Genomic DNA, 12,824 nt, shown 5'->3' on the forward strand with positions numbered 1-12,824 from the left:
TTGCCTGCCCCGGGTCGGCCGGTAGAATGAAGCCCTGAGGCAAAAGCGGCAACCGGATGAACGACACCATAAAGCGGGAAGCCATGCAAGACGACGAGATCCTCGGCTACTGGGCCGAGCGTATCCGCGCAGCCACGGCTGAAGAGCGCCCCTTGCGCATCCGCGGCTCGGGCACGAAAGACTGGTACGGCCAGGCGCTCAACGGCGAGATTCTCGACACCCGCGCGTATCGCGGCATCGTTTCGTACGACCCTGCGGAGCTCGTCATGACGGCGCGCTGCGGCACGCCGTTGACGGAGGTCGAAGCGGCGCTCGCCGAACACAACCAGATGCTCGCGTTCGAGCCGCCCCACTTCGGCCGCTCGGCCACGCTGGGCGGCTGCATCGCGGCGGGTATCGCGGGTCCGCGCCGCAGCTCGGCCGGTGCGCCGCGCGACTTCGTACTCGGCGTCACGATGATGGACGGCCGCGGCGAAACGCTGCGTTTCGGCGGTCAAGTGGTCAAGAACGTTGCGGGGTACGATGTCTCGAGACTGATGGCGGGCTCGCTCGGCACGCTCGGCCTGATGCTCGATGTGTCGATCAAAGTCCTGCCGTTGCCGGTGGCCGAAACGACGCTCAAGTTCGACATGAACGGCACCGATGCGGTACGCAAGCTCAACGAGTGGTGCGGCCGCCCGTTGCCGATCACGGCGAGCGCCTGGCGCAACGGCACGCTCGCGGTACGCCTCTCGGGCGCCGAGAACGGCGTGAAGACAGCCCGCAATACGATCGGCGGGGAAGTCGTGGATGCCGTCGAAGCCGAGCGCTTCTGGGCCGGCTTGCGCGAGCAGACCGATCCGTTCTTCGCGACGATTCCGCCGCGCTCGGCACTCTGGCGGCTCGCGTTGCCGTCCGTCACCGAACCGCTGCAGCTGCCGGGCGCGCAGCTGATGGAGTGGGGTGGCTCTCAGCGTTGGTGGATAACGGATACCGATGCGCAAACGGTACGTATCAGCGCCAAGCAGGCCGGCGGTCACGCCACCATTTTTCGCGCAGGCCGCGAGTTCGATCGCAGCGCCGGGGTCTTCACGCCACTGCCGGCGCCGATCATGAGGATCCATCGAGGCCTGAAAGCCGCCTTCGATCCGGCACGCATCTTCAATCGCGGCCGCCTCTACGCGGACTTCTGAGCCATCCCAAGACCCCGATCGACTGAGCGACGCGATGCAGACACAACTGGCGGACTTCATTCGCAATACGCCGGACGGCGAAGAGGCCGATGCGATTCTGCGCAAATGCGTTCATTGCGGCTTTTGCACGGCCACCTGCCCGACGTACCAACTGCTGGGCGACGAACTCGACGGCCCCCGCGGCCGCATCTATCTGATGAAGCAGATGTTCGAGGGCGCGCCCGTCACGCGCAGTACGCAGCTGCATCTGGACCGCTGCCTGACCTGCCGCAGCTGCGAGACGACCTGCCCTTCGGGGGTGCAGTACGGGCGGCTCGTGGAAATCGGCCGGCCACATGTGGATGCGACCGTGCCGCGCCCGCTTCGCCAGCGGTTGATACGGCGGCTGCTGGCGAGTCTCTTGCCCAACACCGCCGTATTCACGCCGCTCATGCGGCTCGGCCAGCACGTGCGGCCGTTTCTGCCGCGCAAGCTGCGCGACAAGGTGCCGCCGCGCCAGCGTCTGCTTCAGTGGCCCGCCAAACGGGCGGTGCCGCACGAACGCAAGGTGCTGCTGCTCGCCGGGTGTGTTCAGCCGGCGATGTTGCCGAACATCAACATTGCGGCCGCGCGCGTACTCGATGCGCTCGGCGTCGAGGCGATCGTGGCGCCGGAGGCCGGCTGCTGCGGCGCGATTCGCTTGCATCTGAGCTACCGCGAGGAAGCACTCGACGATATGCGCCGCAACATCGACGCATGGTGGCCGTATATCGAAACGGGTATCGAGGCGATCGTCATCGATGCCTCGGGCTGCGGCGCGACGATCAAGGAGTACGGGCACTTGCTGCGCGACGATCCGGTCTACGCGGACAAGGCGCGCCGCGTCGCCGAACTCTCTTGCGACATCGCGCAATGGCTGCAGGGCTTCGAACCGGAACTCACGGCGCTGGCGCGCCGCCGCGGCGTGCATACCGTTGCGTTCCATCCGCCTTGCACGCTGCAGCACGGGCAGCAAATCCGGGGCATGGTCGAACGGCTGCTGACGTCGCTCGGCCTCGAAGTGCGAGTGCCCGCCGACAGTCATCTATGTTGCGGCTCGGCAGGCACTTATTCGATCACTCAGCCGTCGCTCGCTTATACGTTGCGCGATCGCAAGATCGACACCCTCCGGGTACTCGAGCCCCAAATGATCGTATCGGCGAACATCGGGTGCATCACGCATCTGCAAAGCGGCACATCGGTACCCGTCGCGCATTGGATCGAACTCGTCGAGCATATGCTGGCTGCGTAAGACGGCGCGGCGGGCGCGGCGCCTCGAACATGACCGATCCGGTCCAGCAGAATATGCTGCGGCACGGCCCCGAAACGCCACGATCGCACTATTTCGCGATTTATTTGGCGAATCGGCCGAGGGTCGTTGCCCGGTAGCATGGAATCACCAACCGCTCCACGCTACCGGATACCGAATCATGTCGAATTCCTCGCTCGTCGAAGCCGATCGCAAACACCTGATCCACCCCGTCGTCAGCTATCGCGCGCATGAAGCGCGCGGCGTGACCGTACTCGAGTCCGCGCAGGGCGTCTTTCTGCGCGACGCAAACGGCCATGAACTGCTCGATGCGTTCTCCGGTCTGTGGTGCGTCAACACCGGCTATGGGCATCAAAGCATCGTCGAGGTGGCCGCCCGGCAAATGGCGCGACTGCCCTATGCCACGGGGTACTTCCATTTCGGCTCGGAGCCGGCCATCGAGCTTGCCGCGAAACTCGTCGAATTGTCGCCCGCGTCGTTGCAGCATGTGTACTTCACACTTGGAGGGTCGGATGCCGTCGATTCGGCGCTGCGCTTCATTACGCACTACTACAACGCCACCGGGCGCCCCACGAAAAAGCACGTCATCGCGCTCGAGCGCGGCTATCACGGCTCGTCGGCGATCGGTGCCGGGCTGACCGCACTACCCGTTTTCCATCGCCACTTCGATCTGCCGCTTGCGACGCAGCACCATATCCCGTCGCCGTATCCGTACCGTAGCGAACACGCCGACGATGCCGCCATCATCGCTGCCTCGGTGGCCGCGCTCGAGGCCAAAGTCGCCGAACTCGGCGCACAGCATGTCGCCGCGTTCTTCTGCGAACCGATCCAGGGTTCGGGCGGCGTGATCGTGCCACCCGCCGGCTGGCTGCGAGCGATGCGCGAAGCGTGCCGCAAACTGGACATTCTGTTCGTCGCCGACGAAGTCATCACGGGTTTCGGCCGCACCGGACCGCTCTTCGCCTGCGAGGCCGAACAAGTCGAGCCCGACCTCATGACCGTGGCGAAGGGGCTCACGGCGGGCTACGCGCCGATGGGCGCCGTGCTGATGTCGGATGCCGTCTATCAAGGCATTGCCGACGGCGACCCCACGGCGGCGATCGGCCATGGTCATACCTATTCGGCACACCCCGTGAGCGCCGCGATCGGGCTCGAAGTGCTGCGTCTTTATCATGAAGGCGGATTGCTCGCCAACGGCATCGCGCGCGGCCCCCGCTTCGCGCAGGGACTCGACGCGCTGCTCGCGCATCCGCTCGTCGGCGACGCACGGCATCGCGGCTTGCTCGGCGCGCTCGAACTCGTCGCGGATAAAACGACCAAACAGCGCTTCGATCCATCGCTCACGCTGCCCGAGCGCATCGCCACGGCCGCGTACGCGAATGGCCTCGTTTTCCGTGCGTTCGGCGACGGCGTCCTGGGGTTCGCACCCGCGTTGTCCTACACGGAAAGCGAATTCGATCTGATGTTCGAGCGCCTCGGAAAGACGCTCGACGATGTCCTCGCGCAATCCGAGGTGCGAGCCGCGCTCAAGGCATCGAGTGAACTGGGTAGCCGTGCTGCCGCGTAAGTTCGTGACGCATGATCAACGGTGTGTCCACAGGCGGCTGCGGTCCGCCTGTCGGCGCATCAGGCAAAGCGCGTGCTGCCCGTCGCGAGAGCGTCGCGCGCCCTCGCCTGCTGCAGGAATTCGGTGGGCGTGACGCCGCAAAAGCGTTTGAAATGGCGCGCCAAGTGGCTCTGATCGAAAAACCCGACTTCCGCGGCCACCACGGCGCCCGGCACGCCCGCGAGCAACAGCGATTGCGCGCGTCGCACGCGCACCCGGCACAGGTACTTGTACGGTGACAGTCCGATCCGCTGGCGAAACACGGTTGCGAAGCGAGAAACGCTGAGCGCCGACATTTCGGCCAATTCGGCGAGGCGCACGGACTTGTCGAAATTCGCTTCCATGTAGGCCAGCACATCGCGAAGTGCGCTGTCGGGTGCATCGACGATCTGCATGATCAGGCCTCGCTCGGCGAAAAGACGTCGGCGCTCGCCAGCGGCGCATCGGATGCCCTGCGCGCGAAGCGAGCAACGGAAAACGGTTCGAGCGCGATCTCGGTGCGGCCGGTGTCGAGCAGTTCCGCCAGCGTCTCTCCCACGCCGGGACCGATCTGAAAACCGGATCCGCTGAAGCCAAATCCATAGAAAAGACCGTCTGTCGTGGAACTGGCGCCGATGATCGGCTCCGCATCGGGCAGGTAGCTCTCGACACCGCTCCAGACGCGAATGACGTTCAGCGGTGTCATGGCGGGAACGAGCCGTCGAAACTGTGCGAGCTGGCGGACCGTGTTGATCGGCAGCACGCCGGCACGGCGCGTCGCCACGTCGGCCGGCCCCGGCGGACCGCCGCCCAATATGATGTTGCCGCGCGGAATCTGCCGGAAATAGACGCTCTCTTCCTTGATCGACGTATAGACGCCCATCGACGAGCCGAAGACGTAAGGCACCGGCTCCGTGACCGCCATCTGCGGACCGCGCACCACAAGCGGAACGGGCTCGCCGAATTGCGTCGACAGTGCGTTCGCCCATGCGCCGGCACAAATCAAAAGCTGCTGCGAGCGGTAGATATCGCCACGGGCGCTCTCCACGCGAAAACCACCCGCTTCTTTGTCGACACGCACGATCTCCGTGTTCTCGACGATGCTCGCGCCGAGCCGGGCCGCCGCCCGCGCGAATGCGGGCGCGGCAAGACGGGGATTCGCATGCCCATCGAGCGGCGAAATGGAGGCGGCCAGCACCTCCCTGCTCAAATACGGGAACCGCCGGAACATCGCCGCGCCTTCGAGCACCTCGAGATCGAGACCGTATGCACGCGCCTCCAACGCATAGCGATGAAAATACTCGGCGTCGTGCGCGTGGTAGCAAACGCGCGTATGCCCCGACGGGAGGAATTCGACGTCGTCGCCGAGCAATTCCCGCGAGCGTCGCCACGTTTCGAGCGCGCGATTGGCCATCGGCAGTTGCGCAAGCACCCGGCCCTGGCGACGGATCCCGCCGAAATTCACGCCGCTCGCCTGCTGGCCCGTGAGCCCACGTTCGAGCAACGTCACCGAGCGACGCCTGCGGCGCAAAAAGAACGCCGCCGACGTCCCGACGATTCCGCCGCCGATGACGATCACGTCGGCTCGGTTGCTCATTCGCTGAACTCCTGCGTGCATCGACCCGCGTGTTCCAGGGTCCTTTCAGCGTGGCACGCCGGCGCAATCGCCATCGGCAACGGCTTGACCGGCGCCTGAGCGCGCAGCCGCCCCACCGCTTCGAGCGGAACATGCGCTTCGGCAGCGATGACTTCGGCGCCCGCGTGCGCGCAAAAGCGGCCTTGACAACGCCCCATGCCGACGCGGGAGAACGCCTTCGCGCGGTTCGCTTCCGTCGCGCCCATCTCGCGCACGACGCGGCGCAACTCACCGGCCGTGATCGCCTCGCAACGGCAGACGATCGTCTCGTCGGGCAGCGCGGCCGCGAAACGCGCGGGCCACGGAAAGGCGCTGCGTAAGCCGGCTGCGAAGCGCGTGAAACGTCCGAGTTCGGCGCGCAGGCGCGCGGCACCTTCGCGCTGGATTCCGGCGTCGCTCAGGGCCGCCAACGCGGCGAGCCGGCCCGCGCGTTCGGCGGCGTCCGCGCCGCGAACACGCACGCCGTCGCCGGCGAGATAGACGCCGGCGATGCTGCTGCGGCCATCCTCGTCGATGCGCGGAAGCCACGTGTGCGTCGCATCGTCGAAATCGAAGTCGCAGCCCGCAAGGTCGGCAAGCTGCGTTTCCGAGCGCAAGTGATAGCCAAGCGCGACCGCGTCGCAGGGCACTTCGAGGGTCGTTGCATCGGCGAGCGTCACGCGCACGCCCGCCACGCCATGCTCGGGCGAACCGTCGATTTCCACGGGCGTGACGCCGCGATGAACGCGAACGCCCGCCTTCTTCAGCACGCGCATGAGCGCCATGCCCTTGCGCAGTGTCGAAGGGATTGCGAGCAATTGCGGCAACGCGCGCAGGCGCTGCGCAAAGGTCGACGTATCCAGTACGGCGCTCACCGTCGCGCCGGCTTTCACATATTGCGCGGCCACCAGGTACAGCAATGGCCCGGTACCCATCATCACCGTGCGCGCACCGATCGCGCAGCCTTGCGATTTCAACGCGACCTGCGCGCCGCCCAGGCTGAAGGTCCCCGCGAAATGCCACCCGGGTACGGGCATCAACCTGTCCGTCGCGCCGCTGCAAACGATCAACGCGTCGAACGCGATCTCCTCGTAGCGCGTGCCGCTGACGACATGGACCGCCTTCGCCTCGATGTTCCAGACCAGCGTGTCGGGGCGATAGTCGATGGATGCGCGCATCGCCTGGAAGTCGCTGTGCAGCGCGGCCGCCCTCGCCGCTTCGGTGCCATAGAGCGTCTCGTACGAGCGGGAAAACCCGTCGGGCTGCCGTCGATAGATCTGGCCGCCGTCCTTGCGGCCCTCATCGATTACGACGGGGCGCAATCCGGCTTCGACGAGCGCTTGTGCCGCGCGTACGCCCGCGGGACCTGCACCGACCACGACGACCTTCATCGCTTTCACATCCGGACGCGCGGCCATACGCCTTCCCCGACGAGCGCCGCGCGCGTGACGATCGACATACCCGGCGCGGCCGGGGTCGTACAGGCGCGTAGGCGCTCGCCCTCCGCTGTCCACACCCAGCAGTCCTGGCATGCGCCCATCAGGCAGAAACCCGCGCGGCGTCCGTCGCCAAATTCAGAATCGCGCAATGTGTCGTGCGTCGTCAGCAAGGCAACCATCAGCGTGTCGCCCTCGGCCGCCTGCGTGGGAACACCGTCCACGATCAGATCGAACGTCTTGCGTCCGGTTTCGGCGACCCTCACGAAGCGCGAACTCATGGCGCCACTGCTTCGGCTGTCTGCATGCGGACCAGATCCGCCGCCGAATGGTGGCATCGGATTTCGACGCCCGAGGGAAGCTTCGTCATCGAAGGCGGTGTGACGTTGCACTTCCCGTCGATACGGGCCGTACAGCGCGAACGGAAACTGCAAAGCTGGCCCGAATCGCTGGGCGCCCCCATGGCGGGCAGCGCGCCTGACGTCATGGCGCGGCGCGTATCGAGCCAGCCCGGACGCAGCGCGGGCACCGAGTCGACGAGCAAACCCGTGTAAGGGTGATAAGGGGGTGCGCTCAACGCGTCGCGCTGGCCCGCTTCGACGCACTGCCCCGCATAGAGCACGACCACTTCGTCGCAGATCGCCCGCACCGTCGAGATGTCGTGGCTGATGAACATGTACGAGACGCCGAGCTCGCGCCGCAATTCGCCGAGCAGCTCGAGGATCGCCGCACCGACCACCGTGTCGAGTGCCGATGTCACTTCGTCGCAGAGGATCAGTTCCGGATCGGCGGCGAGCGCACGGGCCAGGTTCACGCGCTGCTTTTGTCCGCCCGACAGGCCGCCGGGCTGGCGTTTCGCCACCGAGGCCGGCAGCTTCACGAGGTCGAGCAGTTCGAGCATGCGCTTGGTCGCCGCCGCGCCGCGCAGCCCGTGATAAAAGCACATCGGCCGAGCAAGGATATCGGCCACGGTGCGGCTCGGGTTCAGCGCCGTATCGGCGTTCTGGAACACGATCTGCACGCGCCGATACTGCTCGAGCGTGCGCTCGGACAGCTTCGCGGGCAACGATTTGCCGTCCAGCAGCACGTCGCCGCTTGCGCGGTCCACGAGCCCGGCAACCACGCGCGCGAGCGTGGTCTTGCCCGAACCCGATTCTCCGATGACACCGAGCGCGCTGCCGCGTGCGATCTTCAGGCTCACGTCGTCGAGCACCCGCACCGCGGGCAGTCCGTTCGAACCGACGCGCCCGTAGCCCGCGCTCAAATGGCGAATTTCGAGCAACGGCACGCTCGCTTCCGGCGCGGCTACGACGGGGTCGGGGTCGGGATGGCGCGTGGCGGCCAGCAACTGGCGCGTGTATTCGTCGGCCGGCGCATCGAGCACTTGGGCCGTCACGCCGTTTTCGCGCACTTTACCGCCGTTGAGGACGACGATGCGGTCCGCCATCTGCGCCACGACGGCCAGATCGTGCGAGACATAGACGGCCGTCGTGCCCAGTTCGCGGATGACCTTCTTGAACGCGGCAAGCACTTCGATTTGCGTCGTGACGTCGAGCGCGGTCGTCGGCTCGTCGAAGACGACGACGGCCGGGTCCGTGATCAACGCCATGGCCGCCATCAGGCGCTGCAGTTGTCCACCCGATACCTGGTGCGGATAGCGCGAACCGATCGTCTCCGGCCCAGGCAATGCGAGCGAGCGGAACAGTTCGATGGCCTTCGCGCGAGCCGCGGCCGGTGTCATCAGCTTATGCAGCAGCGCCGGCTCGATCACCTGATCCATGATCGTGCGGGCTGGATTGAACCCCGCCGACGCGCTTTGTGCGACATAAGCGACCGCGCGTGCACGCAACGCGCGCCGCCCTTTCTCGTCGAGCGACAGCACGTCGACGCCGCCGATCCTCACCGAGCCACCAGCGATCGAACACCCGCCGCGCGCATGGCCGAGCAGCGACAGTGCAATCGTCGTCTTGCCGGAGCCCGACTCGCCGATGAGCGCCAGCACTTCGCCCTTTTCGACGGTGAAATCGACGCCCTTCACGATCTCGACGACCGTCTCGGGCGCGATGCCCGCAACGACGCGCAGCCCCCTCACCTCGATCATGCTCATCGGCCACCTCCGTTAGCGCGCGCGCCGTGGCGCCGCAAGCTGTCGATCAGCAGGTTCACCCCGACCGTCAGCGTCGCGATCGCGACCGCCGGCATCAGCACGGCGGGTGCGCCTTCCGACAGACCGCCGATGTTCTCGCGCACGAGCGACCCCCAGTCGGCATCGGGCGGCTGCACGCCGAGGCCGAGGAAGCTCAGACCGCTCAACAGCAGCACGATGAACACGAAACGCAGGCCGAAATCCGCGAGCATCGGATGGATCATGTTGGGCAGTACCTCGACGCGGGCGATATAGAGCAGCCGCTCGCCGCGCGCCCTGGCGACCTGCACGTATTCGAGCGTCATCAGGTTGACCGCCAATGAGCGCGAGATGCGGAACGCGCCGGGAATATAGGCGAGCGCGGCGACCATGATCAGCATCGGCACCGACGAACCGAACGCGGCGATGATGACGAGGGCGAGCACCTTGCTGGGAATCGAAATCAGTGCGTCGAACAGACGGCTCAAGATTTCGTCGACCCACCTGCCCGACACGGCCGCGACGAGGCCGATGAACGTGCCGATACAGCTGGCGAGCACCGCCGATGCAAGCGCGAGCCCCACGGTATATTGCGTGCCGTAGAGCACGCGGCTCAGCATGTCGCGGCCGAGATAATCGGTGCCGAGCAGATGCGCAGAGCTGCATGCGCCGAAGATTTCCGTCGACGTGACCGCACCGCCCTTGTACGGCGCGACGAGCGGCCCGATGAACGCCACGCCGAGCCAGAATACGATGATCGTCAGCCCGATCAGGCCGAGCACCGAGAAGCGGCTCGCGAAACGGCGTAAAACGCTGCGCTTGACGGCCAATGCTTCGATGGGCACGTCCTGGAGCGCATCGGCGCAAGGCTTCGCCTCTTCGCCGGGCGCCGAGTACAGCACGGTGGTGCCGTGGGATGTGGCGGGTCGGTTCATCGTTGACGCAGCCTCGGGTTGGAGATGATTTGACACATATCGGCGATCAGCACGAGCACGAGATAGGCGGAGCAGAACACCATGACGCAGCCTTGCACGAGCGGCATATCGCGGTTCGTCACGGCATCCACCATCAGGCTCGCGAGCCCCGGATAGTTGAAGATCGACTCGACGATCACGACACCGCCGAACAGATACGACAAACTCAACGCGATGGCATTGGCAATCGGTCCGATCGTGTTCGGGAGGACATGACGCAAAACGATGCGTGCGGGGGACGCGCCCTTCAATCTCGCCATCTCGACATACGGTGCGTTCAACTGGTCGAGCACCGCCGCGCGCGTCATGCGGGCCATCTGCGCGACGATGACGCAGCACAGCGTCGTCACGGGCATCGCATAGATGCGCACGAGCGCACCGAACGACGTCACCTCCGACAGATACGACAGCGCGGGCAGCCAGCGCAGCTTCACCGCGAAGATCAGCACGGCTATCGTCGCGATCAGAAACTCGGGAACGGCGACCGTCGACAACGTCAACACGTTGAGCGTGCGATCGAGCAGCGAGCCGCGAAACATGGCGGACAGAATGCCGATCAAGAGCGCGACGGGAACCGACACCAGCGTGGTCAATCCGGCGAGCATGAGCGAGTTGGGCAAGCGCGTCGCAATGAGTTGACTCACGGGCATGCTGTTGGAGAGCGACGTGCCGAAGTTGCCCGTCACGACGTGCGCGAGCCACTCGAAGTAGCGCTGCAGCGCGGGCTGATCGAGGCCGAATTGATGACGCAAGGCGGCCACCTGCTCGGGCGTCGCCGCTTGACCGAGCGCCTGCTGGGCCGCATCGCCGGGCAAGAGCCCGGTCAGGCCGAACACGATGGCCGATACGATCAGCAACGTGATCAGCGCGAGACCGAGCCGAGCCGCAATGAGTCGTTGCGCGTGAACTTTCATCGGACGACATCTCCGGTTAAGAGTTGCGCGGCCGCCGCGCGCGGTGCCGAAACCTGCTGCCGTTTCGAGCCGCGCGCGGTGCCGCGCAGGTGGATCAGGTATCCAGCCATACGTTCTCGGCAAACTTGAAACCCATCAGGCCGGCAATCGGAATCGAGCCGAGCCCCTTGAGCTTCGTCGAATGCGCATCGATCGAGCTCAGGAACATCGGAATGCCGACACCGCCATCGTCATGCACGAGCACCTGCATATCGCCGTAAATCTTCTTGCGCTTGGCCTCGTCCGGCTCGCCGCGGGCCGCGACCAGCATCTGGTCGAACTGCGGGTTCTTCCAGTTGGCCTCGTTCCACGGAGCGTCCGACTTGAAGAACTGCGTGAAGATCACATCGGCGCTCGGACGCGCGTTGATGTTGCCGAACGTCAGCGGATGCTTCATCCAGTGATTCGACCAGTAGCCATCCGAAGGCGTACGCACCACTTTCAGATTCAGGCCGGCCTGCGGCGCGACTTGTTGCAACAGCATGGCCATTTCGACGGAGCCATCCGCGGCCGGCGAGGCGTAGACCTGCACCGGCGCGTTGCCGAGCTTTGCCTTTTGGAAATAGAACTTCGCCTTTTGCGGATCGAACGTCCGCTGCGGCAACCCCGCGAAGTAGTACTTGTTGGTCGGATCGATCGGTTGATCGTTGCCGATCGAGCCATAGCCGAGCAGCACCGTATTGCGAATCTGTTCGCGATCGAGCAGGTACATCAAGCCGCGGCGGAAATCGGCATTGCCCGTGATACCGCCTTCGTCACGCATGATGAGGTCCGTGTAGCCGCCCGTTTTCGTCTCCTGCACGGCGAAACCCGACGTCCCCTTGATGCGCGCGGCCGAGCGCGGATCGACCTGATTGATGAGTTGCACGTCGCCCGACAGCAGCGCGTTCACGCGCGCCGGCTCGTCGCCGATACCCACGAGCTCGATCTCGTCGAGATGCGGCAGTCCCGGCTTCCAGTAGTGCTCGTTGCGCACCACGACCGTACGTACGCCGGGCGAGAAATCCTTGAGCTTGAACGGGCCCGTGCCCACGGCCGTCTTGAAGTCGCTCGTCCCATCCTTGACGATCATGAAATGCGAATCGGCGAGGATCACGGGCAGGTCGGCGTTCGCCCCTTGCAACGTGATCGTCACCTCGTTCGGCCCCGTCGCCTTGACGTCCTTGAACTGGTCGGCGAGCGTCTTCGCCTTCGAAGCGGTAGCCGGGTCCTTGTGACGTGTCAGCGACCAGACGACATCGGCGGGCGCGAGCGCCTTGCCGTCGTGGAACTGCACGCCGTTGCGCAGCTTGATGACCCAGACCGTGGCATCTTTCGTATCGATCGATTGCGCAAGCGCCATCTGTGCGCCGAGATGCGAGTCGTACTCGGTCAGGCCGTTGTACAGCATGTTGGCCCGCACATAATCGGTCGAAACCGCTCCCTTGGCCGGATCGAGCGTATCGGTGGCGGACGACGATTGCGTCGCCACGCGAATCTTGCCGCCCTGCTTCGGCTTGCCCTGTGCGAGGGCCTGGCCGCTCATGGCGAGCAGCCCCGCGCCCGTCATCGACATCATGCCGCTCGCCATCATCGCGCGCAGAATGTCGCGCCGCGCGGCGCCGCGCCGTGTCAGTTCTTCCAGTCGTACGCCGCTGCCGGCTACGTCTTCGGGCGATTTATCGATGCTCATGAAT

At 65.5% G+C, this 12,824-nt stretch carries 11 protein-coding genes; 3 read left to right on the forward strand and 8 right to left on the reverse strand.

Going from position 1 to position 12,824, the window contains the following annotated elements; genetic code table 11:
* The first annotated feature begins 83 nt into the window (after positions 1-83).
* From glcE to VGL01_RS06200, 3 genes are all read left to right on the forward strand, one after another.
* Positions 84-1,172: a glycolate oxidase subunit GlcE gene (gene glcE, locus VGL01_RS06190; protein WP_331568002.1), complete on the forward strand. Its 1,089-nt coding sequence runs from the start codon at positions 84-86 to the stop codon at positions 1,170-1,172.
* A gap of 34 nt (positions 1,173-1,206) precedes the next feature.
* Positions 1,207-2,442: a glycolate oxidase subunit GlcF gene (gene glcF / locus VGL01_RS06195; protein ID WP_331567971.1), complete on the forward strand. Its 1,236-nt coding sequence runs from the start codon at positions 1,207-1,209 to the stop codon at positions 2,440-2,442.
* A gap of 178 nt (positions 2,443-2,620) precedes the next feature.
* Positions 2,621-4,027 (forward strand): aspartate aminotransferase family protein, encoded by a 1,407-nt coding sequence (locus VGL01_RS06200; RefSeq protein ID WP_331567972.1) that lies wholly within the window; start codon positions 2,621-2,623, stop codon positions 4,025-4,027.
* A gap of 59 nt (positions 4,028-4,086) precedes the next feature.
* Here VGL01_RS06200 and VGL01_RS06205 read toward each other — a convergent pair whose 3' ends face one another.
* From VGL01_RS06205 to VGL01_RS06240, 8 genes are all read right to left on the reverse strand, one after another.
* A complete protein-coding gene (locus VGL01_RS06205) occupies positions 4,087-4,461 on the reverse strand; it encodes an AraC family transcriptional regulator (RefSeq protein ID WP_331567973.1) in 375 nt (124 codons plus the stop codon).
* A 2-nt stretch (positions 4,462-4,463) separates the two neighbouring features.
* Positions 4,464-5,642 carry an FAD-binding oxidoreductase gene (locus tag VGL01_RS06210; RefSeq protein ID WP_331567974.1) on the reverse strand — a complete coding sequence of 393 codons (1,179 nt, stop codon included), beginning with the start codon at positions 5,640-5,642 and terminating at the stop codon, positions 4,464-4,466.
* A complete protein-coding gene (locus VGL01_RS06215) occupies positions 5,639-7,078 on the reverse strand; it encodes an NAD(P)/FAD-dependent oxidoreductase (RefSeq protein ID WP_331567975.1) in 1,440 nt (479 codons plus the stop codon). Before VGL01_RS06215 ends, VGL01_RS06210 begins: the two co-directional genes overlap by 4 nt.
* Positions 7,057-7,377, reverse strand: a complete 321-nt coding sequence (locus VGL01_RS06220) for a (2Fe-2S)-binding protein (RefSeq protein ID WP_331567976.1) — start codon at positions 7,375-7,377, stop codon at positions 7,057-7,059. Before VGL01_RS06220 ends, VGL01_RS06215 begins: the two co-directional genes overlap by 22 nt.
* Positions 7,374-9,203 (reverse strand): ABC transporter ATP-binding protein, encoded by a 1,830-nt coding sequence (locus tag VGL01_RS06225; protein ID WP_331567977.1) that lies wholly within the window; start codon positions 9,201-9,203, stop codon positions 7,374-7,376. The genes VGL01_RS06220 and VGL01_RS06225 overlap by 4 nt, the downstream gene beginning before the upstream one ends.
* Positions 9,200-10,156 carry an ABC transporter permease gene (locus tag VGL01_RS06230; RefSeq protein ID WP_331567978.1) on the reverse strand — a complete coding sequence of 319 codons (957 nt, stop codon included), beginning with the start codon at positions 10,154-10,156 and terminating at the stop codon, positions 9,200-9,202. Before VGL01_RS06230 ends, VGL01_RS06225 begins: the two co-directional genes overlap by 4 nt.
* A complete protein-coding gene (locus VGL01_RS06235) occupies positions 10,153-11,109 on the reverse strand; it encodes an ABC transporter permease (RefSeq protein ID WP_331567979.1) in 957 nt (318 codons plus the stop codon). The genes VGL01_RS06230 and VGL01_RS06235 overlap by 4 nt, the downstream gene beginning before the upstream one ends.
* A gap of 94 nt (positions 11,110-11,203) precedes the next feature.
* On the reverse strand, positions 11,204-12,820 hold the full coding sequence (locus tag VGL01_RS06240) for an ABC transporter substrate-binding protein (RefSeq protein WP_331567980.1): 1,617 nt from the start codon (positions 12,818-12,820) through the stop codon (positions 11,204-11,206).
* Positions 12,821-12,824 lie beyond the last annotated feature (4 nt).

The organism is Trinickia sp. (assembly GCF_036503415.1).
Classification (GTDB): Bacteria; Pseudomonadota; Gammaproteobacteria; order Burkholderiales; family Burkholderiaceae; genus Trinickia.

Excerpts from the sequence above, each read along its gene's own strand:
- glcF (WP_331567971.1), top strand. The coding sequence starts at position 1,207 with ATGCAGACACAACTGGCGGACTTCATTCGCAATACGCCGGACGGCGAA.
- VGL01_RS06240 (WP_331567980.1), bottom strand. The coding sequence starts at position 12,820 with ATGAGCATCGATAAATCGCCCGAAGACGTAGCCGGCAGCGGCGTACGA.
- VGL01_RS06215 (WP_331567975.1), bottom strand. The coding sequence starts at position 7,078 with ATGGCCGCGCGTCCGGATGTGAAAGCGATGAAGGTCGTCGTGGTCGGT.
- VGL01_RS06220 (WP_331567976.1), bottom strand. The coding sequence starts at position 7,377 with ATGAGTTCGCGCTTCGTGAGGGTCGCCGAAACCGGACGCAAGACGTTC.
- VGL01_RS06205 (WP_331567973.1), bottom strand. The coding sequence starts at position 4,461 with ATGCAGATCGTCGATGCACCCGACAGCGCACTTCGCGATGTGCTGGCC.
- VGL01_RS06200 (WP_331567972.1), top strand. The coding sequence starts at position 2,621 with ATGTCGAATTCCTCGCTCGTCGAAGCCGATCGCAAACACCTGATCCAC.
- VGL01_RS06235 (WP_331567979.1), bottom strand. The coding sequence starts at position 11,109 with ATGAAAGTTCACGCGCAACGACTCATTGCGGCTCGGCTCGGTCTCGCG.
- VGL01_RS06210 (WP_331567974.1), bottom strand. The coding sequence starts at position 5,642 with ATGAGCAACCGAGCCGACGTGATCGTCATCGGCGGCGGAATCGTCGGG.
- VGL01_RS06225 (WP_331567977.1), bottom strand. The coding sequence starts at position 9,203 with ATGAGCATGATCGAGGTGAGGGGGCTGCGCGTCGTTGCGGGCATCGCG.
- glcE (WP_331568002.1), top strand. The coding sequence starts at position 84 with ATGCAAGACGACGAGATCCTCGGCTACTGGGCCGAGCGTATCCGCGCA.
- VGL01_RS06230 (WP_331567978.1), bottom strand. The coding sequence starts at position 10,156 with ATGAACCGACCCGCCACATCCCACGGCACCACCGTGCTGTACTCGGCG.